Origin of the sequence: Mesohalobacter halotolerans (assembly GCF_006120725.1) — a bacterium.
GTDB classification, from domain to species: domain Bacteria; phylum Bacteroidota; class Bacteroidia; order Flavobacteriales; family Flavobacteriaceae; genus Psychroflexus; species Psychroflexus halotolerans.
Genome location: NZ_SWMU01000002.1, coordinates 292,699 through 317,321, shown reverse-complemented (window position 1 = coordinate 317,321; position 24,623 = coordinate 292,699). Strand labels below are relative to the sequence as shown.

Sequence of the window (24,623 nt, the reverse complement as noted above, 5' to 3'; positions counted from 1 at the left end):
TTTGTGCCTTAAAATAATTGACTAAGATATGATTACAAACACCGAGTTGCATGAATTGGGAAATCAATTTCCTAACGAAGTTATTTCATTTGAACAAAATGTAGATAAATTATACTTTAAAACTAAAAATAATATTGTCTTAGAACTCAGTATTTTAAGAGATAGTGTGATAAGATTTAGATACGGCGTACGAGGGCAACTTGAAGATGATTTTTCATATGCAATATCAGAAAAAAGCGTTAAGGGATACAACAAGTTAGAAGTGTCTGAAGATGTAGAAAATTATATTGTAACCACTTCAAAACTTGTATGTAAAATAGAGAAAAAGAGTCTCCAAAATAAAATATACGATACCAAGGGTCAGCTTATCAATGAAGATGAAGTAGGCTTTCATTATGAAGAATTATACGACAAAGGCGGAAATGTCGTAAAGATGAGTAAAAAAACCCAAGAAAAAGAGGCGTTTTACGGTATGGGCGATAAGCCTATGCACTCTAACTTAAGAGGCAAGCGTGTTCAAAATTGGCCAACAGACGAATATGCATTTTCTAAAGATAAAGATCCTATTTACAAAGCTGTTCCATTTTACATCGGACTTCACCATCAACAGGCTTATGGAATATTTTTTGACAATTCATTCAGAACATTTTTTGATTTTTGCCAAGAACGCCATAATATCACAAGTTTTTGGGCACAAGGTGGTGAAATGAACTACTACTTTATTTACGGGCCAAAAATGGAAAATGTTGTGAGTAACTATACAGATTTGACTGGCCATGCCGAATTACCACCATTGTGGGCTTTAGGCTATCATCAATGCAAGTGGAGTTATTATCCAGAAAGTCGGTTTAAAGAAGTCGCTCAAAAATTTAGAGAACTTAAAATACCCTGTGACGGCCTTTATCTCGATATTGATTATATGGATGGGTTTAGATGCTTTACGTGGAATAAAGACTATTTTCCAGATCCCAAAAGAATGGTAAAAGAACTGGCAGATGATGGCTTTAAAACTGTTGTCATTATTGATCCGGGTATAAAAATAGACGACGAATACGAAATTTATAAAGACGGTTTAGAAAAAGATTATTTTTGTAAACGTGCAGATGGTCCCCACATGATAGGAAAGGTATGGCCTGGTGAGTGTTGTTTTCCAGATTTTACAAAACCAGAGGTCAGGGAATGGTGGGCAGATTTATATAAAGATTTAATCGCTGATATTGGTGTTAAAGGGGTTTGGAATGATATGAATGAACCCGCTGTTATGGAAGTTCCTAATAAGACCTTTCCAGACGATGTAAGACATGATTACGATGGTCATCCATGTAGTCACAGGAAAGCCCATAATGTTTATGGAACTCAAATGGCTAGAGCAACCTTTGAAGGAGTTAAAAAATACGGGTATCCCAAACGTCCTTTTGTGATTACCCGTTCAGCCTATAGTGGTGCACAGCGATACGGAACTTCATGGACTGGGGACAATGTTGCAACCTGGGAACATCTATGGATAGCCAATACACAAGTCCAGCGTATGAATTTGTCCGGTATGGCTTTTACAGGTTCAGATATTGGTGGTTTTGCAGAACAACCCAATAGTGAATTATTTGTGAGATGGATACAACTCGGGGTATTTCACCCGTTTTGTCGTACCCATTCAAGCGGTCATCACGGCGATCAAGAGCCTTGGACATTTGACGATGATGTCACAGACATTACCAGAAAATTTATTGAGTTGCGCTATACTCTGCTTCCTTATTTGTATACAGCTTTTTATCAATACTCAACTGAAGGTCTTCCCATTATAAAACCACTAGTCTATTTTGACCAGAATGATCCTCAAACTCATTTTAGAACTGATGAATTTATTTTTGGTAACAAAATATTGGTTTGTCCCATTTTAGAACCGCATTCAAAAGGTCGACGTATGTATTTCCCAAGAGGAGAATGGTATAATTTCTGGGATAACACTTATTTTAGTGGAGGCAAAGAAATGTGGGTAGATGCAGATATGGACAGTATGCCAATATACGTTAAAGCTGGTGCTATCATTCCAAAATACCCTGTACAACAATTTGTTGGTGAACTTGAAATTAAAGAACTAAAACTCGATATTTACTTTAAACTTGGTGAAGAAACTTCTCAAGTATATGAAGATGCACAGGATGGCTATGATTACAAAAAAGGGCGATATAGCTTTAGAAATTTTAAACTGACCGGAAAACAAGATGATCTCATCATTGCACAACATAAATTAGGTAAATACGACACATCTTATGATTATTTTAAAATCAATTTAGTAGGCTTGCCGTTTGATATTTTTGAAATTGAAATCGATAATGTTAAGGTAAGTTTGGACGAATTAGAGTTTGACGAATCTAAAACCAGTTTCAAAATCACTAAAGATTTTTCTGAAATCCATATCAAATCCAGTAATGACCGATAGAAAATTTAAAGATTACCTTTTAATTTCTTTTAAAGGTATGGCTATGGGTGCCGCTGATGTCGTCCCCGGTGTCTCTGGAGGTACTATTGCATTTATTACGGGAATTTATGAGGAATTAGTAACCACAATCAGTAATATTGATTTGAGCTTATTGAGAATCTGGAGTCAGCAAGGTTTTCCAGAGATGTGGAAAAAACTTAATGGTAATTTTTTGACATCATTATTGATTGGAATTGGCATCAGCGTTTTGTCATTAATGAAACTGATGAAGTATCTGTTAGACAATCATCCTATTATGGTTTGGTCATTTTTTTTTGGATTAGTCCTGGCCAGTGTGTGGTATATTGGTAAACAAATCCCAAAGTGGAAACTCAGTTATATCCTGTGTTTGGTTTTGGGAGCAGTTATGGCTTACTTTATTACTACCTTAACTCCGGCTGGAGAAACCCAAAGCTTAGTTTACCTCTTTTTTTGCGGTGCTTTAGCCATTTGTGCAATGATTTTACCTGGAATTTCAGGTGCTTTTATTTTAGTGCTATTAGGCGCATACAAACAAATTTTAGAGGCTGTCAGTGCTTTAGACGTCAAAACTATAGCCACTGTTGGAATTGGTGCTGTAGTTGGACTCTTGTCATTTTCAAGACTTTTAAAATGGTTGTTTCAACATTATGAAAATATAACCCTAGCCATATTAACAGGATTTATAGTTGGGTCTTTAAATAAAATTTGGCCTTGGAAAAATGTCATTAATTCTGAAATCATTCAAGGCAAAGAAGTGATTTTAAGGCAAACCTCCGTTTTGCCACACAACTTTGACGGTCAGCCACAAGTGATTACTGCTATCCTTTTAGCTATTTTAGGATTTGCATTGATATTCATTTTAGAACGATGGTCTTATAAGAAATCTTAAAAATGGAAGCCACGCGCACTTTAACAGACAAAGTAATACTCGTAGTCAAAGGAATTGCTATGGGTGCTGCAAATAAAGTCCCTGGGGTTTCTGGTGGTGTAGTCGCTTTTGTTGCAGGATTTTATGAAGAATTTATTTACTCACTTCAAAAGTTTAATACCAAAGCAGTGTTGTTGATTGTAAATGGTAGATTTAAAAGCTTTTTACAATATATCAATTACAGATTTATCAGTCTTTTAGTTTTAGGAATGGTTATCAGCTATTTTAGTGTTTCAAAAATCTTAGATTACTTGATCATAAAATTTGAAATCTATGTTTGGGCTACTTTTTTTGGAATGATTCTAGGGTCTATTTATTACCTTAGTAAAGATTTTGATCTCAAGTCAAAATCTCAAATTGTTTTTATGAGTTTAGGCGCAATAGGTGGTTTGATGATTAGCCTTTTAGAACCTGCTACACAAAATGATAACCTTTGGTTTGTGTTATTGTGTGGATTTGTGAGTGTTTCGGGTATGACTTTACCGGGTTTATCGGGATCATTTTTACTCATTTTAATGGGAAATTATGTGCTGTTATTGGTTGACTCTGTTAACGCTCTTTATGATACTATCACTGAAATATTCAGATGGGATTTCAGTTTTACGGATAATGCACAAAGGGTTCATTTACTCAAAATATTAGGTGTTTTTACAGCTGGATCTGTATTAGGATTAGTCAGCATCTCTCATGTTTTAGGTTATGTATTGAAGCATTTTAGAAATAATACATTTGCAACAATTATTGGTTTTATAACTGGGAGTTTAGGTGTTGTTTGGCCATGGAAAGAAAAAATCTTTGATAAGAATAGCGCAGGAGAAATACTTTTGGATTCAAATCAAGAGCCTATCATTAAAAATTACAAGCGCTATTGGCCAGATTTTGATTTATCTTCTACTTACATGGCTATTTTTTTTATCCTTGTAGGTATTTCCATTATATTATTTTTAGTTTGGTACGACAAACGTAATAAAACTAAGCGCTATGCATAAATTTGGTTTAATTGGAAAAGATATAGATTATTCTTTCTCAAAGACTTATTTTACTCAAAAGTTTGATAACTTAAATATTGATGCTACGTATGAAAATTATGATATTGATAATATTTTAAAGTTAAAATCAGTATTAATTCGCGAAAAAAATTTAAAGGGTTTAAATGTTACGATTCCTTATAAACAAAGTGTCATAGAGTTTTTAGATCAATTAGATCAAACCGCTAAAGCTGTAGGTGCTGTAAATACCATTAAAATTGTCCAGAATAAATTATACGGCTATAATACTGATGTATTTGGTTTTATGTCGGCGCTGTTTCCTTTACTAGAAAAACATCATCAAAAGGCATTAGTTTTAGGCTCTGGCGGTGCTTCAAAAGCAATTTGTTATGCCCTGAAGTCCTTTGATATCGATTATAAGATAGTATCCAGACAACCTGTTAACAACCAAATCCATTATAATGATATCAATAAGAATACAATGAACGCTCATTATCTTATCATTAATTGTACACCGCTGGGAACTTATCCGAATATTGATGAATCGCCGGATATTCCCTATGCCTATTTAAATCAAAAACATTTTTTATTTGATTTGGTTTACAACCCTAAAGTAAGCACCTTTTTAGCCCAAGGAAATAATCAAGGTGCTAAAATTTGTAACGGTTACGATATGTTGAGATTTCAAGCTGAAAAATCCTGGGAAATTTGGAATGCATAATCATATCTTTTTCCAAAATTTATATACCACAATCGAGCATGTTAAGGTTATCAAAGCAGAAAATAGAGTAGAAGAGAGGTGACCAAATATGGCCTGGCCAATACCAAACAGCAAAGCATAAACCCCAATGGTTGCTGCTAAAAATGATACAATTTGGTACTTAAAATTATGAAATTTTGAAGCGTTTTTAAATGCTTTCTGATCAAAGGATTCTAATGTTGATTTTTGACTTGGTGAAGTCAGTAAACTCACCCCCATCCATGCTATGCTTGTAATAATAACACCATAGATAAGTTCTTCATATTGTTGAATTGCAAACCACTGATAATCAGTTTTTTTATTAACAAAAAACACCAACGCAATGAGAAAAGAAACCAGCATGGCTGTGATTTCGCTATAGGGATTCACGCGATACCAAAACCATCTTACGATAAACAACAACCCTGTACCAGCCCCAATTTGAAGTAACAAGTCAAATGCATCTTTAGCTTCTTCTAGAACAAAAGCCAATAAAGCAGACAATACCATCATGATTAATATAGATAATCTCCCAATAAGAACCTGTTCTTTAGACGATGCATCTGGTTTGATAAATCTCACATAAAAATCATTTACGATATAACTGCTGCCCCAATTTAAGTGTGTTGATATCGTACTCATAAATGCGGCAATTAGCGAAGTCACGACGATACCAATTAGTCCAGCCGGTAAAAGTTGAAGCATAGCAGCATATGACAAATCGTTTTTGATAAATTCTGAGTCCAAGTTAGGATAAGCTTGTTGGAGATCAATAAGATTTGGATAAATCACAATAGAAGCCAAACCCATAATTATCCAAGGCCAAGGTCTTATAGCATAGTGCATGACATTAAAAAATAAAGTCGCTAAAGTCGCGTGTTTTTCATTTTTTGCAGCCAACATGCGTTGGACGATGTATCCGCCACCACCGGGTTCTGCACCGGGATACCAAACACTCCACCATTGAACGGCTAAAGGAATTACAAGTAATGGTATATAAACTTCTGGTTGGTCAAAATTGGGAAATATATTGAGCTTATGCTGTACATCAACATGCTGCATTAAATTTTGAATTCCACCAATCTCAGGTCTATTAACGATAAATATGCTAGCCCAAATACTTCCAGTCATGGCTATGATAAATTGAACGAAATCTGTAATAAGAACGCCTTTAAGACCACCTAACATCGAGTAAAATGCTGTGATACTACAGGCAATTATTAGTGATGTAGAAGCCGAAAACCCAAATAAGACATGTCCTATTTTTATCGCAGCCAGACATACTGTTGCCATGATAACAACATTAAAAAATACCCCAAGATATAGCGCTCTAAAACCTCTTAGAAATGATGCACTTTTACCACTGTAACGCAATTCGTAAAATTCTAAATCTGTTGTAATCCCTGTTCTGCGCCACAGTTTAGCATAAAAAAATACGGTCAACATCCCTGTAAGTAAAAAACTCCACCACACCCAATTACCACTGACACCATCTTCTCTGACAATTCCAGCCACTAAACCCGGTGTATCAGCTGCAAAAGTCGTAGCCACCATAGAAACCCCTAAAACCCACCACGGCATGTTTCGACCTGATAGAAAAAAGTTTGAGACACTTTTTCCACTAAACTTTAAAGTATATATACCAATACATAAGCTTAGTACAAAAAAGCTTATAACTATTGCCCAATCTATATAGGATAAGCTCATAATGCTAATCTAGACCTGCTATGAGGCTAATTTCTATATTGACATCTTTAGGAAGTTTAGCGACTTGAACAGTCTCTCTGGCCGGAGCTGTATCAGACTTAAAATATTTACCATACACAGAATTGACTACCTCAAAATCTGACATATGTTTTAAAAATATGCTAACCTTGATAACGTTATTAAAATCTAAGCCGGCTTCTCTCAAAATCGCTTTTAAGTTTTTAAAAACCTGATGTGTTTCGTCTTCAATTGAATCCTGAATTAACTTACCGTTGAGATCTAAAGCAATTTGTCCGGATGTAAATAATAAGTTACCATATCTTACTGAGTGGTTGTAAGGACCTATGGGTTTTGCTGCATGGGCGGTGTTGATAATTTGTTTTGACATATAATCCTTTTTTAAGTATGAAATGTATGAAACTTTAATTGAGTCTTCTATCTGGTTCACGGTTTTTATCGTATTTGATATCTCTAAAAATACCTGATTTTATCCCAATAAAGAAAAACCAAGACCGCTGATTGCCAATCGGGCGCCAATTAAAACTCATTTGCCAACTTTTTAAATCTCTACTAAATCTAAGTTGGGTGAAGGTAAATCCCGGGTCGACTAGATCAAACCCTGACGAACCTCCAATCGACCAGCGAGGAGACAACTCAATGTCACCGGAAAACATGATCGAGTGACTTGAAATTTCATTTTGTCGGGCAGAATTATTGTAAGTCATTGCATATTGAAGATTTAATGACCATGGTGGTTTATAATTATAAAATTCGTTGTCATCTGTTTTAGGTTTATCTTTTTTACCATTGGGGTTTAAACGATCATTTAAAGGGTCACCACTCCCAAATAAATCATCTGGTCGACCACCACTTAAAAAAGTATCATTGTTTAAATCTTCTTCTTCATCTTGCTCTTCATCCTCGTCTTCTTCTTCTTTTGTAAAATCTTCATTAGATAATCTATAACCAAAACTCACATTAGCGCGTGTTAACCTAAATAGGCTTCCACCGTTATTAATATTTAAAGTATTAATTCGTCTATTATTACTGTCCAGTGCATACATGTCTAAAGCACCAATAATATTTATATTAACTTTTTCGTCGAAAAGCGGAATATTACCTCTAAGGCTTATGGGACTTAATTTTAAGGAATCTGCAGCAAAATTATAACTCGCATTAAGCCCCAGATTACTCAACAATTTTACTTTTTTGTAAGCTTCATCACCTGTCAGTGTTGTATCTTTTTTTCTAACCTTTGCTTCAAAATCATTTGTCAAGCCAAAAGACATACTACTGGCAAAATTTGGGTTTGGTGCCCCAAACAAAGTACCATCAAATCTTGAAACTTGTCTTGTTCTGTCAGGTGTAGTTCCTACTCCTGGAATATTGATCTCTTCAAAATACTGATCAAAACCCGGATTGATTGAGTAAGACACCGTTGGGCGCATAACATGTCTTATAGCCTTTATTTTTTTATCATCACCAAAATTAAACATGCCATAAACTGTAGTTCCCACACTGGCAGAGACATTGTAAGTTCGATAAGAATCAAAACCACTGATTGTGTCACGTGCTATTGTTTGACTTTCTTCATCAAAAAAAGGTTCAAAAGTTTCAAAAACCCAGGTTTCTTGATAATTTAAGTTTGTTGATACACTAAAGTGATCAAACACTTTAAAGTTTGTCGTGATTGGAATACTATGTTGAATCCCGGCATTCAGGTCATCAAACATTTGAGGTTTTAAAAACAATGAGTCTGTAGTTTGTATTCGGTTTTCACCCCTTAAATTGTATTGAAGGTTTATGTTTTCAATTGCCCCTTTTTTTGCTCTAAATTTTGGTTCAAAAGGGTAAATACGATTTATACTAAATTGCAAGGTGGGCAACGTCATGTTAATTTGTTCCGTATTGGTATTTTGGCTATGGGTAGCAGATATATTTAAGTTCATTCCCGGTTCGCCTTCAAAAGTTTTAGAATAGGAAATAGAAGAGTTAAACGAATTGTTTAAAAAATTACCTGTATTTGTTTGATTTACAGATTGTCTGAAGAATTGACTTGAGCCTAAATTTACAGAAGCTGAAAACCTTGAGCTCGGGTTGGCTTTTTGGTCTTGATTGTGGTTCCATCTAAAATTAAATATCTGTTGTTCAGAGAAATTTGGAAAACCGCGTTCTTCAATAAATAATTTTTCATAACGCAAACTTACCCTGCCATTAAATTTATAGCGGAAAGCATAATTAGAGTCAAATCTCAAGCCATAACTACCGTTTGTATATATATCTCCAAGAACTTTTAAGTCTACATAGTCGCTGATGGCAAAATAATATCCGCCATTTTGAAGAAAAAAACCACGATTTCTATTATCGCCAAAGGATGGAATAATAAACCCAGAGGATTGTTTATCTGCTAATGGAAAAAAACCATACGGCAGACCAAGTGGTGTAGGAACATCTGCAATATACATATTTACTAAGCCTGTCACGACTTTACTGTCGGGTACAAATTTTATTTTACGCGCAAGAAAATAGTATTCTGGGTTGTCGACATCTTCAGAAGTTGTAAACTTGGCATTACGCATATAATAAACCGAATCATTGACTCGCTTGGAAGCTTCGGCTATAATATTGAGCTCTCCGTCTTGGGTTCTAGAATTATAAATTAACGCTTTTTTTGTTTTGTAATTAAAGAAAATACTATCAGGTTCTACCACATTGCTGCCTTGTTTAAAAACTGGTCTTTGTGTATAGCCTGTTGAGTCTTTTATACCTGCTGCAAATACATTGTCGTTATTATTATTTAAAATGATGCGTCCAGCCGTCAACTCAATATCACCATATTGGATTTTAGCTTCATCATAGAGATACATTTTGTTTTCAACCTTTGACATTCTTTGATAACCTGAAGCTTCCTTTTTAACAATGTCTGTCAGTGCTGCATTATTAACAGTGTCAGTTCTTACGCTGTCATTTACAATTGGATTTCTCGGGACAGTTATGATGCCTTTAGATTCTATTTTTAGGTTATCGTTTTGAATAATATCCTTTTTCTGAAGACTATCAGGGGTTGATGGAAGTGGGTTTTGATCAATTTGGGCATGAATATTAAAGCTTACGCTAAAACAAATGCATAAAAGTATATGTGGTATTCTTGCCTGCAAGATTTATAGTCGTATTTTTGTTATAATGATACTGTTATAAAAACCGTCAAAATTACATATTATTAAATGAATAGGTCACAAAAATTAAAATTAAAGCTTCAAAGTCTTTATAAAGCCTTGACTTTTAAAAAACACTTCACTTTGGGCTTTATTGTTCTTTTACACTGTTTTAATAGTGTTGCTCTTCAAGCTCAAAACCAAGAAAAGTTTAAAGTCGTTATTGATGCCGGACATGGCGGGAAGGATACCGGAACAACTGGATTTGGAATTTATGAAAAAGATATTGTTCTAGCGGTCGCTTTAAAAGTAGGTGAAAAACTCAAAACCTATCAAGATGTACAAGTGATTTATACCCGTAAAAACAATGAGTTTATTGGCCTAAATGAAAGAGCAGTTATTGGCAATAAGGCCAAAGCAGATTTGTTTGTCTCTATTCACTGTAATGGTGTAAAAAGCCGCTCACCTTACGGAAGCGAAACTTTTGTCTTGGGTTTACATCGAAACCAAGACAACCTAGAGGTAGCAATGAAAGAAAATCAAGTCATTGAACTTGAGAAAAATTACGAAGAAAAATATGGAGGATTTGATCCAAATTCCCCAGAATCTTACATTGGTTTTAGTTTAATGCAGGAAGAATATTTAGATCAAAGTATTTTACTGGCAGATTATATTCAAAAGAATTTTACTGAAAACTTAAAACGTAAAAACAGAGGTGTAAAACAAGCGGGTTTTCTAGTGTTAAGAGAAACCTATATGCCAAGTGTTCTGGTTGAATTGGGATTTTTATCTAATAAGAATGAAAACAAATTTTTAAAATCAGAGAGTGGACAATCTCATTTGGCTAAACAAATAAGCCAAGCTGTGATTAATTACAAAAATGCACTTCATATAGAAAATGATAATAATTACGCCGGTTCTGAAGTTACCAAAAATCAAGATGTTAGTGATGAATATCGGGCCACATTTTACGTACAAATTGCAGCAGCAAAGCGAAAAATTAAGGCCAGTGCAGAGAATTTTAATGGCTTAGACCCTATTTTTAGAATAAGAGAAGGAGATTTGTACAAATACCGATATGCAGAATCTCATTCTCATAAGTATATACAAAACAAGCTTTTAGAGGCCAAAGATAAAGGTTATAAAGGCGCTTTTATTATCGCCTATTTAGATGATAAGAAAATTAGTATAGAACAAGCCTTGAAAACCCAAATCAAATAATTATTTTTACCCTTATTAAATTCAACGTCTGTGAACATTTCTAAAGAATTAAGAGTGGGTCTTATGGCTATCGTTGCGATAGCTTTACTCATTTTCGGGTATAATTTTTTAAAAGGAAAAAATCTATTAGAAAATTCTAGAACATTCTACGCAGTATACGATCAGGTTGAAGGTTTAAGCCCATCTTCTGCTGTCACAATCAATGGTCTTCAAATTGGTTCTGTGACCGATATCAAAATAAGAAATGATGCTAAACTAGTAGTTACCATGAATATCAAAAATAGCTTTTCTTTTTCAGAAACTAGTATCGCTGAAATATATGGTGGTGATTTGATAGGCGGGAAGTCTATTGCAATAGTTCCAGATTTTGAAAATAACATCAATGCTAAATCCGGAGATACACTTCAAGGTCAAATAGAGGCTGGGTTATTAGAATTGGTAAATGACCAACTAGCACCTCTTCAAACTAAGGTTGAAAGTGTTGTCTCTAGTGTTGATACCTTGGTTCGCTCTGTCAATTATGTTATGGATACAGGCACTAGAGAGTCTATTAAAAAATCTATTAATGATTTTAATAAAACCGTTAAACACTTGAATTCTACAGCTGAAAATGTAGATTTTGTCTTGTCTGAAAACCTTGAGGATATTCAAAATACAATTCACAATGCTTCAGAGACTTCTGAAAAATTAAAACAATTTTCAGATACCCTGTCTCAAGTTGAGTTTGGTAAAATGGTAAATAACATAAATACCACAATTAGTAGTATCAATAGCATTACGGCAAAAATTGATAATGGTGACGGTAGTATTGGTAAGCTAATGAATGATGATAAACTCTATGTTAATCTGGAAAAAGCTTCAAAACAACTGGAAGAATTGTTACAAGACTTAAAACTTAACCCCAAACGCTATATGCATTTTTCTGTTTTTGGAAAAAAGAATAAAGAATACGTCAAACCTGAAAATCGAGACCAATAAATATGATGTCTTATTTACCACAAATTCTGTTTATTATATCTTTAGGGTTTTCGATTTGGTTTTTTTCTAGAAATGTAAACCGGCTGAGAAGAAACATTTTATTAGGAAAAGACATCGATAAAACAGACCATAAGTCAAAAAGGTTGAAAAAAATGATAAGGGTAGCTTTAGGGCAATCCAAAATGGTCACAAGACCCATAGCGGGTTTTCTTCATGTTCTAGTATATGTTGGTTTCGTCATCATCAATATTGAAGTTTTAGAAATTATAATTGATGGTATCTTAGGGACGCATCGTATATTTTCATTTATTGGGCCGGTTTATGATGTATTAATTGGGAGTTTTGAAGTTTTAGCCTTGTTGGTATTAATAAGTGTAATACTTTTTTGGACACGACGCAATATTTCTAAAATTAAACGATTTTGGTCTAAAGAGATGACCTCCTGGCCAAAAAATGATGCCAATAATATTCTGTATTTTGAAGTGGTATTAATGGTATTATTTTTAACCATGAACGCTACCGATTATCAATTACAGCTCAATAACGCAGAGCATTATAGTCAAGCTGGAGCTTTCCCAATCAGCCAATATTTATTGCCACTTTTTGAAGGTTTTTCTAATGCGACACTAATTACAATCGAACGCTCGGCGTGGTGGTTGCATATTCTAGGCATCTTTTTCTTTCTGAACTATTTATACTATTCTAAGCATTTGCATATATTGTTAGCCTTTCCAAATGTATATTATTCCAGGCTAAAACCTAAAGGGCAATTTAGTCACAATGAAACAGTGGCTAGTGAAGTAAAAATGATGATGGATCCCAATGCAGACCCGTATGCCGCACCTGCAGAAGGGGATTCTGATGCATCAGAAGAAATCCCCGAAAAATTCGGAGCTAGCGACGCTACTGATCTCAATTGGTTCCAGCTTTTAAGTGCTTACACCTGTACTGAATGTGGTCGATGCACTTCAGAATGCCCGGCAAACCAAACCGGAAAGAAGTTATCTCCACGTAAAATCATGATGGATACAAGGGATCGACTGGAAGAAATAGGGGAGAACATCAATAAAAATGGCGAGTTTAAATCCGATGAAAAGCAACTTTTAGACGATTACATTAGTCGAGAAGAACTATGGGCATGCACAACTTGTAACGCTTGTGTTGAAGCTTGCCCGATTGGCATTGACCCACTATCTATCATCATGGATATGAGACAATATCTTGTTATGGAAGAGAGTGCAGCTCCAGCAGAATTAAATAATGCCATGACCAATATAGAAAACAATGCTGCACCATGGCCGTACAATCAACAAGACCGATTAAATTGGGTTCAAGACAACTAACCAAAATTATTTTCTTATGTCTGATAAAACTGAGAACGATAAATTTTTAAAAGAAACTATAGCTGGTGACCAACATGTCAGTCCAATGTTACCGGATCATATCAAAAATTATTTGATTGATATTGACGGAACAGTCACAGAAGATGTTCCCAATGAAGAACCCGAACGCATGGCCACATGTAAACCCTTTGAAGACGCATTAAAAACTATTAATAAATGGTATGAAGACGGACACAGAATCTGTTTTTTTACCTCTAGAACCGAAGACCATAGAGAAGTGACTGAAAACTGGCTACAAAAGCACGGTTTTAAATATCATAGCTTACTCATGGGCAAGCCGCGAGGTGGAAATTACCACTGGATCGATAATCATTTGGTGAAAGCTACTCGTTATAAGGGTAAATTTACAGATTTAGTGATGAAAAATGTTAACATACAAGTGTTTAAAGATTAAATGATATGAGCGAAAATTTAAAAGTGCCTACAATGGCAAACCTCATGGCAGAAGGAAAAGAACCCGAGATCTTGTTTTGGGTAGGTTGTGCTGGGAGTTTTGATGATAGAGCAAAAAAGATAACTAAGGCTTTTGTAAAAATTCTCAATAAAATTAATATTGATTTTGCTGTATTAGGCACCGAAGAAAGCTGTACAGGCGATCCGGCCAAGCGTGCAGGAAACGAATTTTTGTTTCAGATGCAAGCTGCTACAAATATCGAAGTATTAAATGGATACAATATCAAAAAAATTGTTACCACCTGTCCACATTGCTTTAATACTATCAAAAATGAATATCCTGCTTTGGGTGGTGATTACGAAGTTGTCCATCATACTCAATTTTTGAAACAGCTACTTGAGGGTGGCAAACTCAAAATAGAAGGTGGCGAATTCAAGGGTAAACGCATTACGTATCACGATCCCTGTTATCTTGGACGTGCAAACGGTGAGTACGAAGCCCCTAGAGAGTTGCTCAGAAAAATGGATGTTGAACTCGTAGAAATGAAAAGCTGTAAAAGTAGAGGTTTATGCTGCGGTGCCGGTGGTGCTCAAATGTTTAAAGATGCCGAACCCGGCAACAAAGAAGTCAATATCCATAGAACAGAAGAAGCTTTAGAAACTCAACCCGAAGCTATTGCTGCTGGCTGTCCATTTTGTAACACCATGATGACAGATGGGGTTAAAAACAAAGAAAAGCAAGACAGTATCAAAGTCTATGATGTTGTAGAAATGATTGCTGAAGCTGATGAATTATGATAGCTTGATGTCGGCTTATTTTTATGTTGTTAGTTCTTTTAAGTCAAAATTGACAAGCAATTTTTTTCTTTATATTTTAATTTCAGCTTTCTTTTTAAAAAAGAATAATTTAAGTCATCTTTATAAATATTGCATCTTTTAAATCTTAGCACTATTGTAGAACCGGTGACATGAAAAACAAAAAAGTAACTCTTCTCGGTGCGACAGGTCTTATTGGTCATCATGTTTTAAACTATTTAATCAAAGATGAATCTGTCACACAGATTACAACAATCTTAAGACGAAAAGTTAATTTTTACCATCCTAAGGTTAAAGAGGTTGTTATTGACTTTAAAGATGATAAAGCCTTTCGAGATGCCATTGAACCCCAAAGTATCATCTATTGCGCTATAGGGACAACCAACAAAAAAGTCAAAGGCAATAAAGAAAAATACCGTTCAGTAGATTATGACATTCCTGTAAAGGCCGCTAGATTTGGTTTGTCTAAAGCTTGTAATACTTTTGTTTTGGTTTCTTCGGTAGGTGCAGATGCCAAGAGCTCAAATTTTTATACAAAATTAAAAGGAGAAGTCGAAGAGGAGCTATCCCAACTTGGATTTCAATACCTACATATATTCAGACCTTCAATATTACTCGGTAAAAGACAAGAATTTAGGTTTGCTGAAAAAGTGGCCAAAATCATCATGAAGACTTTTTCGTTTTTATTACCGTCCAAAATTAGACCGATTCACGCTAATGATGTTGCAAAAGCTATGGTAGAAGTTGTAAGGCAAAAGAAAGAAAAAGACGACATACAGATTTATCATTATAACAATATCATACAACTCGTTCAAAACCATTTCTAGTTAATACATCAAAAAAATACTTGATTTTTACGCTCATTTTTGGGTTATACGATAAAATAACATATAAATATTTACAATATTAGTTTTTTTGTAAATTTATGAATCAAACCATTTAGTATGTTAGCCAGTGTCATAGTTTCAGTTGCGTTAGGTGTAATTTTTTTATTAATCGCCATTTTATACAAAAAGAAATATCTATTCAGAATAATTCTCGGTACTTTAGGCATAGTCCTTTTGCTTTATGGTGGTTTTAGTTATGGTGCGTTAAGGCCGATAGCCGATATTGAAACTTTTGATGTGGGGAATACATCTGATATTGAATACCCTATCAAAAAAGTTCAGGTTACATCACCAGTTGAAGGAGATACGGTTAATTGTCGAATTCTCAGCATGGGTGTTTACCCCAAAGGCCATAACAAAGACATTTGGGTTTTGCTAAGACCATCTGACCAAAAATATTATCCGCAATCCGATTATACCAACACATCTTACAAAGAAAATGGTAAATGGCAAGTGGTTACAAGATTTGGTGGTGACAAAGGTGAGATCTTTGATTTAGTCGTATATGAAACCGATTCTTTGGCTTCAGCTTTTTTTAGTGAGACCATACTCAAGTGGAAAGACTCAAATCAGTACGAAGGTTTATCCAGTGCAATGCTACCGCCAGGTGCTAAAGAAATTGAAAGAATACAAGTAAAATTAAAACGCGATTGTAGAGGTGTCTTTTAGCTACTAAATTTTAGACTAGTATTACCATTTTCAACCAAGCACGTTCATTATATTTGCAATGAATAAATTAAAAATATGCTAGTTAAATTCGACGAGTTACCAAAATCCTCAAAAATTTGGGTTTACCAGTGTAACAGAAGCTTTACAGAGGAAGAAATTTCAAAACTTAACAAAGACATCAAAACGTTTTTAGAAGCTTGGTCAGCCCATGGTAATCAGTTAAAAACATCATTTCTTATAAAATACAGACGCTTTATTATTATAAGTGTTGACGAAAGTCAATCTAATGCATCGGGTTGTTCAATTGATAGTATGGTTCATTTTATTCAAAGTTTAGAGAAAGAATTTAAGGTAGATTTGCTAGACAAAATGAACGTCTCCTACAAACATGGTGAACATATAGCGTTTAAACCCCTATTAGACTTTAAAAAAATGGTTAAACAGCGTGCTGTTAATGCAAATACAATTGTTTTTAATAATTTGGTAGCTTCAAAACAAGAATTTGAAGATTATTGGGAAGTTCCTTTAAAAGATAGCTGGCACGCTAGGTTTCTATAAATAATTTTAATTTAATGAAATACTTATACAGTTTCGGTCTACTCTTTTTTTGGTATATATCATTTTCTCAGTCTTCTTTTAAGCCTTTACAAACTCATGACCACTTGTCACAAAAGCAATGGGTAGATAGCCTCTATGACGCTATGAGCCTAAATGAAAAGATTGGACAGCTATTTATGGTTGATGTTTTTTCAGAAAATCCTAGAGCAGATATAACAAAACTTATCACAAAATACCATATTGGTGGTGTTATTTTTTCTAAAGGCGGACCCACAAAACAAGCTCAGCTCACCAACCAATATCAAGCCTTAAGTAAAACTCCCTTAATGATAGCCATGGATGCCGAATGGGGTTTAGCCATGCGACTCGATTCGACTTATGCGTTTCCCTGGCATATGACTTTAGGGGCAATTGAAGATATCAAAACTGTAAAAGATGTCGCGTTGCAAATTGCAAAACACAATAAACGCCTTGGTGTACACATCAATTTTGCGCCTATAGTCGATATTAATACCAATCCTAAAAATCCAATTATTGGTAACAGATCTTTTGGCCAAAACAAAAGAAAGGTCACTGCAAAAGCAAAAGCCTTTGTGGAAGCTTTTAATGAAGTAGGCATTTTGTCTTGTGCCAAACATTTTCCGGGTCACGGAGACACAGATACTGATTCGCACAAAACATTACCATCAATACAATTCTCAAAAGAGAGATTAGAAAATGTAGAGCTTTACCCATTTGAACAACTTACAAAAACGCAACTGAGTAGTATCATGGTTGCCCATCTCAATGTTCCAGCCCTAGAATCTCAAAACAACCTACCGACTTCGCTTTCTAGAAATGTGGTAACAGGTCTGATCAAAGGAAAATTTAACTTTGAAGGACTTATTTTTACAGATGCCTTAAACATGAAAGGTGTTGCCAATTTTGATGAGCCAGGAGAAATTGACCTTCAAGCTTTTTTGGCAGGAAATGATATTCTTTTGATTTCAGAAAATATCCCTTTGGCGGTAAAAAAAATTAAAAAAGCCTACAGAAAGGGTCAAATTACAGAAAACCGATTAGCCTACTCTGTAAAGAAAATATTGTATGCTAAATATAAGTTAGGGTTGTCAAACTACAAGTCTATAGACACTCGACATTTGAAAGATGACCTCAATTCTGCAATGGATGATGCTGTTTATATGAAATCAATTGCTCAGGCAGTTACAGTATTAAAAAACAATGCCAACATTTTACCCTTTCAAAATTTGGAAAAAGAACGTATCGCTTATCTTAAAATGGGAAATGCAAGCAATAAAAAATTTATTGATATCTTAAACCGATACGATACAATTGATACCATAAACTCTAATCAACTTCTCAATGAAAAAATAGATAAGCTGAAGCGTTACGATAAGGTTGTTATTGGTCATCACACCTCAAATGCAACACCGTGGAAATCTTATCAATTTACAGACAAAGAACTCGTTGCGCTACATGAAATCAGTCTTCAAGTACCTGTAATTTTGGTTAATTTTGCTAGTCCTTATGCCTTAAGTGACATCAAAAGCACAGTAAATATTAAAGCCATTGTCCAAGCCTATCAAAACGCTGATTTGGCTCAGTCTGTCGTTGCACAAATTCTCTTTGGCGCCAGACCAGCACGTGGGAAATTACCCGTAGATATCAGTATTATCTATCCTGAAGGTTCTGGTTACCGTTTTAATTCTTTAGAGAGGTTAGCATACGGTTATAGCCAAAATCAAGGTATAAATCCAAAATTTGAAACCAAAATAGATTCAGTTGTCAATCATGCTGTTAAAGAAAAAATGATACCGGGAGCACAAGTCATGGTGACTAAAAATGGTGTAAGCATCTATCAAAAAAACTTCGGGTATCACACTTATGATAAAAAGATAAAAGTTAAGAATGACGATATTTATGATTTGGCCTCTTTGACCAAAATTTTAGCTACTTTACCTTTATTTATGAAACTAGAAGAAGAAGGCAAAGTAGATATTAATGACAGTTTATACCAGCACTTACCTAAACTTTCAATGACAAATAAAGCCTCTATTGATTTTAAACATATGCTATCACACTATGCTGGCCTTAAATCTTGGATTCCATTTTATTTAGAAACACTTAAAGATTTAGACAAATATTATAAGGATACACCAGACTTTAATTACTCTACTCAAGTTGCAGAAAATATGTATGTCAGAAATGATTTTAGAGATAGCATCTACAACAAAATTTACGAAAGTGAGCTTTCTAGTGATTTAGAGTACAAATACAGTGATCTTCCGTTTTATATTATTCAACAAATTATCGAACGCTATGAAAATGAACCTTTAGATCAACTTATTGTTGATAAGTTTTACAGTAAAATGGGTATTAATATGATGCGGTATCACCCCATAAAGGAATTTGACAAAAAGAATATTGTCCCTACAGAAAATGATACTTTATGGAGAAAGCAACTCCTCAAAGGTTACGTTCATGATCAAGGGGTTGCATTGCTCGGTGGTGTAGGTGGTCATGCCGGTTTATTTGCCAATGCTAATGCGGTGGCAAAATTTATGCAAATGTTTCTGAATAAAGGGGTTTATGGTGATGCAGAATTGTTAAAAGCTTCAACAATCAATAAATTTAATACCTGTTATTATTGTGAAGACGATGTAAGACGTGGGTTGGGTTTTGATAAGCCACAACTCGAAGAGGTTGGTCCGACCTGCGGTTGCTTATCGATGAGTAGTTTTGGACATAGCGGCTTTACAGGAACCTATACTTGGGCTGATCCTGAGGAAAATATTGTGTATGTGTTTCTATCAAATCGTATCCATCCGGACATGAGTAACACTGAACTGATTAAAGAAAACATCCGTACCGAAATTCAACAAATTATCTACGATCATGTTGAAGATTAATAATTTTGGAGTTTCTTAAGACTAATGACCTGGAAATAGAATTATCTTAGTACAAAATTTTTTACATGAAAATAGCTATTGTTTGCTATCCTACTTTTGGAGGAAGTGGAGTAGTGGCAACCGAATTGGGCATTGGTTTATCCAACCGGGGACATGAAGTACATTTCATCACTTATAAACAACCTGTTAGGCTTGAATATTTATCTGCAAATATTCACTTTCATGAAGTGTCTGTTCCTGAATATCCTTTATTTCACTACCAACCTTATGAACTGGCATTATCAACCAAGTTGGTTAATACCATCAAAAAATACGATATTGATATTCTCCATGTGCATTATGCTATACCACATGCCTATGCTGGCTATATGGCAAAACAAATGTTGAAAGAAGACGGTTATCATATTAAAATGATGACAACGCTACACGGTACAGATATTACGTTGGTGGGAAGCCATAATTTTTATAAGGGTGCAGTAAATTTCAGTATCAATAAGAGCGACTGCGTTACATCAGTTTCAAATAGCTTAAAAATTGATACCTTAAGAATATTTGATATTAAAAACAAAATATATGTCGTCCCAAATTTTATTGATTTTGATAATCTCAATGACGACGTTGAAGACTGCCAAAGGCACACTATGGCGGATGACGATGAGATGATCATCACACATGTTAGTAATCTTAGACCGGTTAAGCGAATAAGTGATGTCATAAAAATATTTGCCAATATCTTAAAACATCAAAAAGCTAAGCTCATCGTAATTGGTGATGGACCGGATCGGGATAAAGCTGTTAACGTTGCTTTAGAGCTTGGTGTTAGAAATCAAGTGATTTTTATGGGGAAAAGTAACGATATTGAAAAAATATTGTGTTTTTCTGACCTGTTTCTTCTGCCGTCAGAAAAAGAAAGTTTTGGTTTAGCCGCTCTTGAAGCTATGGCACATAGTGTCCCGGTTATTTCTACAAATACCGGTGGTTTACCTGAGGTTAATATTCAAGGTAAGTCAGGATATTTAAGCAATGTAGGCGATGTGGATGATATGGCCAAAAATGCCTTAAAAATTTTAAGCAACCCCAAAACACATCAAAAATTTAAAGATGCTGCCAAAGCAAGAGCTCGTGATTTTGATATCAAAAATATTATCAAATCCTATGAAGAACTTTATAAATCTATGCTCGTAGAATCTTAAGATGTAGATCGGTTTTTAATTTCAAGAGTTTCAGAACGAAATTTATTTTTTCCAAAGTCTAATGTACGAATTGGGAACGGAATGTTGATGTTGTTTTCGTTGTAGGCTTTTTTGATAGCTTTAACTGCAATGTGCTTGGCTAGTAACTCATCTTTTGCGTTTGTCTCTTTAATACCAAAACGGACTTCGTAATTTATTGAACTGTTACCAAACTCTTTGTAGAAAAATTCAACTTTTTCGGTTTTCTCTTGTGGTAAGGCCTCTTCAATTGCTTGTTTTGTAATCTTTTCGACAAATTCCAGATCACTTTCATAGCCCACTCCGCATTCTAGAATAGCAATACTCCGATCGTCAGAACTCAAATTTTTAAAAGGGTTGTCAACAATTTTTGAATTTGGTATAGAAACCAAATTTTGATCAGCTGTTTTTAAGGTTACACTTCTGAGGTTGATGTCGATGACAAAACCTTCAAAGCCATTGGTTTCTACCCAATCCCCAATTTGTATTTTGGGAATAAAGCTCAACACCACTCCAGAAAAAGTGTTGGTTAACGTGCCTTGAAGTGCAAGACCGACAGCTAAACCTAAAACACCTGCTGCACCTAGTACTGAGGTCAGCACTGTACTCAAATCTAGAATACCTAATGCAATAAAAAACCCTATTAGAATCACAATAGCTTTGTAAATTCTAATAGCAACTACCCTTACGGAATGCTGAGCCTTAGTTTTACGTAAAATTTTATTGATTCCAATCGCCGATAAATTGGCTATGAGAATAAAGAGAATAAAAACGAGTACTGCTAAAATAAAATTGGGCAGATTCAATATTAATGAATCCACCCAATTATCTAATTTATCTTGTAATTCTGACCAAGCTGTATGTGTGTTGTCAAAGATTTGGTCAGTTGTATCTTTTGTAGCTTTATCTTGATAAACCATTCAATTCGTTTTGGACTACAAATTAACGCAATTTTTTAGTCCAAACGTCTAACATCCAACTTGTTTTTTCTAACTCTCTAATATATGCGCCTGTCAAGTCAATGGTGCCTTCATCATTAGCTTCGTCAGCAGTTTCAACAACTTTGCGCATTTGAGAGATAATTTTGCCGTGATCACTTAACAATGTGTCTACCATCGCAGAATCATTAAGGTCATTTTTGGACTCTTCTAGATTTGTGATATTTAAATAGTCTGTTAAATTACTTTTTGGGGAATGTTGAAGCGTAAGAATTCTTTCAGCAATTTCATCAATTTTTTCTTTGGCATCATCATACATTTCTTCAAATTTTTCATGCAAGTCAAAGAAATTAGTCCCTTCTATATTCCAATGAAAATTTCTCAATTTTTGATAGTACATGTGATAATCGGCTAAAAGAATGTTTAGCTGTTCTACTGTTTTTTGTGTTTTATCTTTGTCTAAACTTAAATAACTCATAGTTTTTATTTATCGATTTTAATTTTACAATACAAATATACAATAGTTTATGCTATAAAACCTTGAAAGTGACTTATCTTAATATAAGTTTAACGGCTTAACGGTTTAATTTTTCTTGGAGTTGTTTTGAAATTTGACCACCGGATACTCCATAACCGTCGACTAACAGCCCTTTACGGCCGTCTGATGTTGTAATAGCATATAGTATAGAATTGTCTGCAGGATTGGTCATGCCTTCAAACCTATAGACCTTATCAACATTAAATTGGTCTGGTAAATAAGAAGAATCTAGAGCTTTGTCTGTAATTTTATCATCATCCAGGTTAAAGTCATTAGTATAACCTTGTTTCTTAAGTTCGTTTATTTGTTGAGATAGTGTTTTATCATTCATGTCTTTTACTTTTATTAAAAAAATTGAACCCGATAGGTAGAATTAGGAAGAGAAATAAATAATATCCCGTTAGTAGACCTATAATGGCGATAACAAGACCTAATATGTTTAGTATAGTTATCCATTTCATATGTTAAATATACAAATATAACTATGCATTATATACAGGTTTGATAAGCTTTTAACAATAATCAAATATAGCTTATTAGGGTTTGATATATAATCATAATTAATACCAAATCAGTCCTCGCCGGGCAGACAAGCTAGGCGAGTAGAGTAGTGGTCTTCTGGGTGTTCCCGTCAGGCGATCAGCACGTTGGTAAACTGCATTTTTTACTCTAAAAGAGCCAGAATATATAGGCTGGTCGTTATAATCCATAAATACTGAAGATTTAGAATTGTCTATTTCTACAGTAAAATCTGAATACTGCGCCATTTGACGGTTGATGGCATCATAAAAATTTTGATAGGAAGGTCGACGGTTTTTTGATGCTGATGCTTGTATAAAATCAAAAGTGTTTTCTGCATTTGGAGATGCAAAAACATTGATGTTTTTAACTAATAATTCAAATTTATAAACACCAAAGTCTTGATATAAAGGGGATTGTATTTTAGGCGATAATTCGTTTGAGTCTAAAGGTGGTAAACTGATTTCCTGAGCCAAATTGTATTTAGCTATGGAAACCATCAGTAATAAGCTCAAAATGTATCTCATCAACTATACTATATCAAATTTTATTCCATTTCTTAAAATTCTAAAATGGAGTCATTTTCCCATAATTTAGGAAAAAATGTACGCTTTTGAAATTTTGGATGTAAATATTTTTCCCATTGAGATCCACCAGTGGCAGTTTTGGCTTCACCTTTTTTGGTCAGGTAATGTTTTGCTGTGTTATAATGTACCATCGGCCATTTTACATTGTAAGCGTTGTCAAAAGTCTTCATTAGCCTGATAAGATCTTCCGAAGGCGATTGAATTTGATGAAATTTATCGTAAATGGTATTCCCTTTTGCTTTATTGATATATTCTGCAAATACGCCAAGGTATTTATCTTCAAATAATTTTAGTGTTGTACTTCTAGATTTTGTTTTTGGGTTGTATCCTGCCAATCGCCAGTAAACGTGTTTTAGATATTCTTCTGCTGTGGGTTCTTTAGATAGGGCTTTGTGTTTTTCTTTATGAATAAGATTAAGGATAGGTGTACAATATATTTCTAAAAATCGAAATTGAGCACTCTGAAAACCGCTGGCAGGCGTCAGCGTTAGTCTAAATTTATTGTAATCTTCATGACTCATGCCTTCTTTCATCACATCAAAAGAGGTGATGAGCATATCTGTATAACGAATCAAACGTTTCAATTTGTCTTTTAACAATTCTTCTGTTGGTTTTTCTGAAGATATTACTTGTTCAACCTCGTGTATCATCAGTCTTAGGACCAGTTCGGTGACTTGATGATAAACAATAAAGACAAATTCATCCTTAAAATCTGTCCGTGGTTTTTGTAAACTTAACAGCGTATCAACTTCGATATAATCCCAATACGTAATAGGCTTTGAATATAAAAGGCCTTTGAGATAAGGTTCTGGATTTTCACCTAAATTGGCATATTTTTTTTCAAGTTCCTTAAGAATGTCGTCTGACATAGAATATATTTTACACAAAAATACTAAAATAAATACTGATTAGCCTTAGAGTAGAATGAAGGTTTTAAATACAAGTGAATGGGGTATTCTTATAATTCTATTTTACATAATATATATTATGATTAAAGCGTGTTGTAAAAAAAATCAC

22 protein-coding genes are annotated in these 24,623 nt (G+C 34.3%); 14 read left to right on the top strand and 8 right to left on the bottom strand.

Features of this window, described 5'->3' with window-relative positions; genetic code table 11:
- Positions 1–28 precede the first annotated feature (28 nt).
- From FCN74_RS06005 to FCN74_RS05990, 4 genes are read left to right on the top strand one after another with little or no spacing between them, the layout of a single operon-like run.
- Positions 29–2,440 (top strand): glycoside hydrolase family 31 protein, encoded by a 2,412-nt coding sequence (locus tag FCN74_RS06005; protein WP_138931689.1) that lies wholly within the window; start codon positions 29–31, stop codon positions 2,438–2,440.
- Positions 2,430–3,350, top strand: a complete 921-nt coding sequence (locus tag FCN74_RS06000; protein WP_246062571.1) for a DUF368 domain-containing protein — start codon at positions 2,430–2,432, stop codon at positions 3,348–3,350. The genes FCN74_RS06005 and FCN74_RS06000 overlap by 11 nt, the downstream gene beginning before the upstream one ends.
- 2 nt (positions 3,351–3,352) lie before the next feature.
- Positions 3,353–4,378: a DUF368 domain-containing protein gene (locus FCN74_RS05995; protein WP_138931688.1), complete on the top strand. Its 1,026-nt coding sequence runs from the start codon at positions 3,353–3,355 to the stop codon at positions 4,376–4,378.
- Positions 4,371–5,099, top strand: a complete 729-nt coding sequence (locus tag FCN74_RS05990) for a shikimate dehydrogenase family protein (RefSeq protein WP_138931687.1) — start codon at positions 4,371–4,373, stop codon at positions 5,097–5,099. The genes FCN74_RS05995 and FCN74_RS05990 overlap by 8 nt, the downstream gene beginning before the upstream one ends.
- Here FCN74_RS05990 and FCN74_RS05985 read toward each other — a convergent pair whose 3' ends face one another.
- From FCN74_RS05985 to FCN74_RS05975, 3 genes are read right to left on the bottom strand one after another with little or no spacing between them, the layout of a single operon-like run.
- A complete protein-coding gene (locus tag FCN74_RS05985; protein WP_138931686.1) occupies positions 5,100–6,824 on the bottom strand; it encodes a sodium:solute symporter family protein in 1,725 nt (574 codons plus the stop codon).
- Positions 6,825–6,828: 4 nt separating this feature from the next.
- Positions 6,829–7,212 carry a Rid family detoxifying hydrolase gene (locus FCN74_RS05980; protein WP_138931685.1) on the bottom strand — a complete coding sequence of 128 codons (384 nt, stop codon included), beginning with the start codon at positions 7,210–7,212 and terminating at the stop codon, positions 6,829–6,831.
- Between the two features lie 34 nt (positions 7,213–7,246).
- Positions 7,247–9,982 carry a putative LPS assembly protein LptD gene (locus FCN74_RS05975; protein WP_138931684.1) on the bottom strand — a complete coding sequence of 912 codons (2,736 nt, stop codon included), beginning with the start codon at positions 9,980–9,982 and terminating at the stop codon, positions 7,247–7,249.
- Between the two features lie 66 nt (positions 9,983–10,048).
- Here FCN74_RS05975 and FCN74_RS05970 point away from each other — a divergent pair, with 66 nt between their 5' ends.
- The 10 genes from FCN74_RS05970 (at position 10,049) to bshA (ending at position 21,006) form a co-directional block, all read left to right on the top strand.
- Positions 10,049–11,200 carry an N-acetylmuramoyl-L-alanine amidase family protein gene (locus FCN74_RS05970; RefSeq protein WP_138931683.1) on the top strand — a complete coding sequence of 384 codons (1,152 nt, stop codon included), beginning with the start codon at positions 10,049–10,051 and terminating at the stop codon, positions 11,198–11,200.
- Between the two features lie 30 nt (positions 11,201–11,230).
- Positions 11,231–12,178, top strand: coding sequence for an MlaD family protein (locus FCN74_RS05965; RefSeq protein ID WP_171047125.1), 948 nt, complete (start codon positions 11,231–11,233; stop codon positions 12,176–12,178).
- Positions 12,179–12,183: 5 nt separating this feature from the next.
- Positions 12,184–13,521, top strand: a complete 1,338-nt coding sequence (locus FCN74_RS05960) for a 4Fe-4S dicluster domain-containing protein (RefSeq protein ID WP_138931934.1) — start codon at positions 12,184–12,186, stop codon at positions 13,519–13,521.
- A 16-nt stretch (positions 13,522–13,537) separates the two neighbouring features.
- The gene (locus FCN74_RS05955) at positions 13,538–13,975 is read left to right on the top strand and encodes an LNS2 domain-containing protein (protein WP_138931682.1); all 438 of its coding nucleotides are present in this window, start codon (positions 13,538–13,540) and stop codon (positions 13,973–13,975) included.
- Between the two features lie 5 nt (positions 13,976–13,980).
- Positions 13,981–14,772 carry a (Fe-S)-binding protein gene (locus FCN74_RS05950; RefSeq protein ID WP_138931681.1) on the top strand — a complete coding sequence of 264 codons (792 nt, stop codon included), beginning with the start codon at positions 13,981–13,983 and terminating at the stop codon, positions 14,770–14,772.
- Between the two features lie 170 nt (positions 14,773–14,942).
- Positions 14,943–15,617, top strand: coding sequence for an NAD(P)H-binding protein (locus FCN74_RS05945; protein ID WP_138931680.1), 675 nt, complete (start codon positions 14,943–14,945; stop codon positions 15,615–15,617).
- Positions 15,618–15,734: 117 nt separating this feature from the next.
- Positions 15,735–16,346 carry a hypothetical protein gene (locus FCN74_RS05940; protein ID WP_138931679.1) on the top strand — a complete coding sequence of 204 codons (612 nt, stop codon included), beginning with the start codon at positions 15,735–15,737 and terminating at the stop codon, positions 16,344–16,346.
- A 75-nt stretch (positions 16,347–16,421) separates the two neighbouring features.
- Positions 16,422–16,904 carry an ABC transporter ATPase gene (locus FCN74_RS05935; protein WP_138931678.1) on the top strand — a complete coding sequence of 161 codons (483 nt, stop codon included), beginning with the start codon at positions 16,422–16,424 and terminating at the stop codon, positions 16,902–16,904.
- A 14-nt stretch (positions 16,905–16,918) separates the two neighbouring features.
- Positions 16,919–19,813 (top strand): glycoside hydrolase family 3 N-terminal domain-containing protein, encoded by a 2,895-nt coding sequence (locus FCN74_RS05930; RefSeq protein WP_138931677.1) that lies wholly within the window; start codon positions 16,919–16,921, stop codon positions 19,811–19,813.
- A gap of 65 nt (positions 19,814–19,878) precedes the next feature.
- Positions 19,879–21,006 (top strand): N-acetyl-alpha-D-glucosaminyl L-malate synthase BshA, encoded by a 1,128-nt coding sequence (bshA, locus tag FCN74_RS05925; RefSeq protein ID WP_138931676.1) that lies wholly within the window; start codon positions 19,879–19,881, stop codon positions 21,004–21,006.
- Here the strand turns inward: bshA and FCN74_RS05920 are convergent.
- The 5 genes from FCN74_RS05920 to FCN74_RS05900 form a co-directional block, all read right to left on the bottom strand.
- Complete coding sequence (locus FCN74_RS05920; RefSeq protein WP_138931675.1) at positions 21,003–21,944, bottom strand: mechanosensitive ion channel family protein; 942 nt, start codon at positions 21,942–21,944, stop codon at positions 21,003–21,005. The two genes, bshA and FCN74_RS05920, sit on opposite strands and share 4 nt — an antisense overlap.
- Before the next feature lie 22 nt (positions 21,945–21,966).
- Positions 21,967–22,440, bottom strand: coding sequence for a Dps family protein (locus FCN74_RS05915; RefSeq protein WP_138931674.1), 474 nt, complete (start codon positions 22,438–22,440; stop codon positions 21,967–21,969).
- 97 nt (positions 22,441–22,537) lie between these two features.
- Positions 22,538–22,831, bottom strand: coding sequence for a phosphoribosylpyrophosphate synthetase (locus FCN74_RS05910; protein WP_138931673.1), 294 nt, complete (start codon positions 22,829–22,831; stop codon positions 22,538–22,540).
- Positions 22,832–23,060: 229 nt separating this feature from the next.
- On the bottom strand, positions 23,061–23,534 hold the full coding sequence (locus FCN74_RS05905) for a hypothetical protein (protein WP_171047124.1): 474 nt from the start codon (positions 23,532–23,534) through the stop codon (positions 23,061–23,063).
- Positions 23,535–23,578: 44 nt separating this feature from the next.
- Positions 23,579–24,475 carry a tryptophan 2,3-dioxygenase family protein gene (locus tag FCN74_RS05900; RefSeq protein WP_138931671.1) on the bottom strand — a complete coding sequence of 299 codons (897 nt, stop codon included), beginning with the start codon at positions 24,473–24,475 and terminating at the stop codon, positions 23,579–23,581.
- Positions 24,476–24,623: the final 148 nt, after the last annotated feature.

Excerpts from the sequence above, each read along its gene's own strand:
- FCN74_RS06000 (WP_246062571.1), top strand. The coding sequence starts at position 2,430 with ATGACCGATAGAAAATTTAAAGATTACCTTTTAATTTCTTTTAAAGGT.
- FCN74_RS06005 (WP_138931689.1), top strand. The coding sequence starts at position 29 with ATGATTACAAACACCGAGTTGCATGAATTGGGAAATCAATTTCCTAAC.
- FCN74_RS05945 (WP_138931680.1), top strand. The coding sequence starts at position 14,943 with ATGAAAAACAAAAAAGTAACTCTTCTCGGTGCGACAGGTCTTATTGGT.
- FCN74_RS05940 (WP_138931679.1), top strand. The coding sequence starts at position 15,735 with ATGTTAGCCAGTGTCATAGTTTCAGTTGCGTTAGGTGTAATTTTTTTA.
- FCN74_RS05900 (WP_138931671.1), bottom strand. The coding sequence starts at position 24,475 with ATGTCAGACGACATTCTTAAGGAACTTGAAAAAAAATATGCCAATTTA.
- FCN74_RS05950 (WP_138931681.1), top strand. The coding sequence starts at position 13,981 with ATGAGCGAAAATTTAAAAGTGCCTACAATGGCAAACCTCATGGCAGAA.
- bshA (WP_138931676.1), top strand. The coding sequence starts at position 19,879 with ATGAAAATAGCTATTGTTTGCTATCCTACTTTTGGAGGAAGTGGAGTA.
- FCN74_RS05915 (WP_138931674.1), bottom strand. The coding sequence starts at position 22,440 with ATGAGTTATTTAAGTTTAGACAAAGATAAAACACAAAAAACAGTAGAA.
- FCN74_RS05930 (WP_138931677.1), top strand. The coding sequence starts at position 16,919 with ATGAAATACTTATACAGTTTCGGTCTACTCTTTTTTTGGTATATATCA.
- FCN74_RS05970 (WP_138931683.1), top strand. The coding sequence starts at position 10,049 with ATGAATAGGTCACAAAAATTAAAATTAAAGCTTCAAAGTCTTTATAAA.
- FCN74_RS05960 (WP_138931934.1), top strand. The coding sequence starts at position 12,184 with ATGTCTTATTTACCACAAATTCTGTTTATTATATCTTTAGGGTTTTCG.
- FCN74_RS05920 (WP_138931675.1), bottom strand. The coding sequence starts at position 21,944 with ATGGTTTATCAAGATAAAGCTACAAAAGATACAACTGACCAAATCTTT.
- FCN74_RS05985 (WP_138931686.1), bottom strand. The coding sequence starts at position 6,824 with ATGAGCTTATCCTATATAGATTGGGCAATAGTTATAAGCTTTTTTGTA.
- FCN74_RS05980 (WP_138931685.1), bottom strand. The coding sequence starts at position 7,212 with ATGTCAAAACAAATTATCAACACCGCCCATGCAGCAAAACCCATAGGT.
- FCN74_RS05935 (WP_138931678.1), top strand. The coding sequence starts at position 16,422 with ATGCTAGTTAAATTCGACGAGTTACCAAAATCCTCAAAAATTTGGGTT.
- FCN74_RS05995 (WP_138931688.1), top strand. The coding sequence starts at position 3,353 with ATGGAAGCCACGCGCACTTTAACAGACAAAGTAATACTCGTAGTCAAA.
- FCN74_RS05910 (WP_138931673.1), bottom strand. The coding sequence starts at position 22,831 with ATGAATGATAAAACACTATCTCAACAAATAAACGAACTTAAGAAACAA.
- FCN74_RS05955 (WP_138931682.1), top strand. The coding sequence starts at position 13,538 with ATGTCTGATAAAACTGAGAACGATAAATTTTTAAAAGAAACTATAGCT.
- FCN74_RS05990 (WP_138931687.1), top strand. The coding sequence starts at position 4,371 with ATGCATAAATTTGGTTTAATTGGAAAAGATATAGATTATTCTTTCTCA.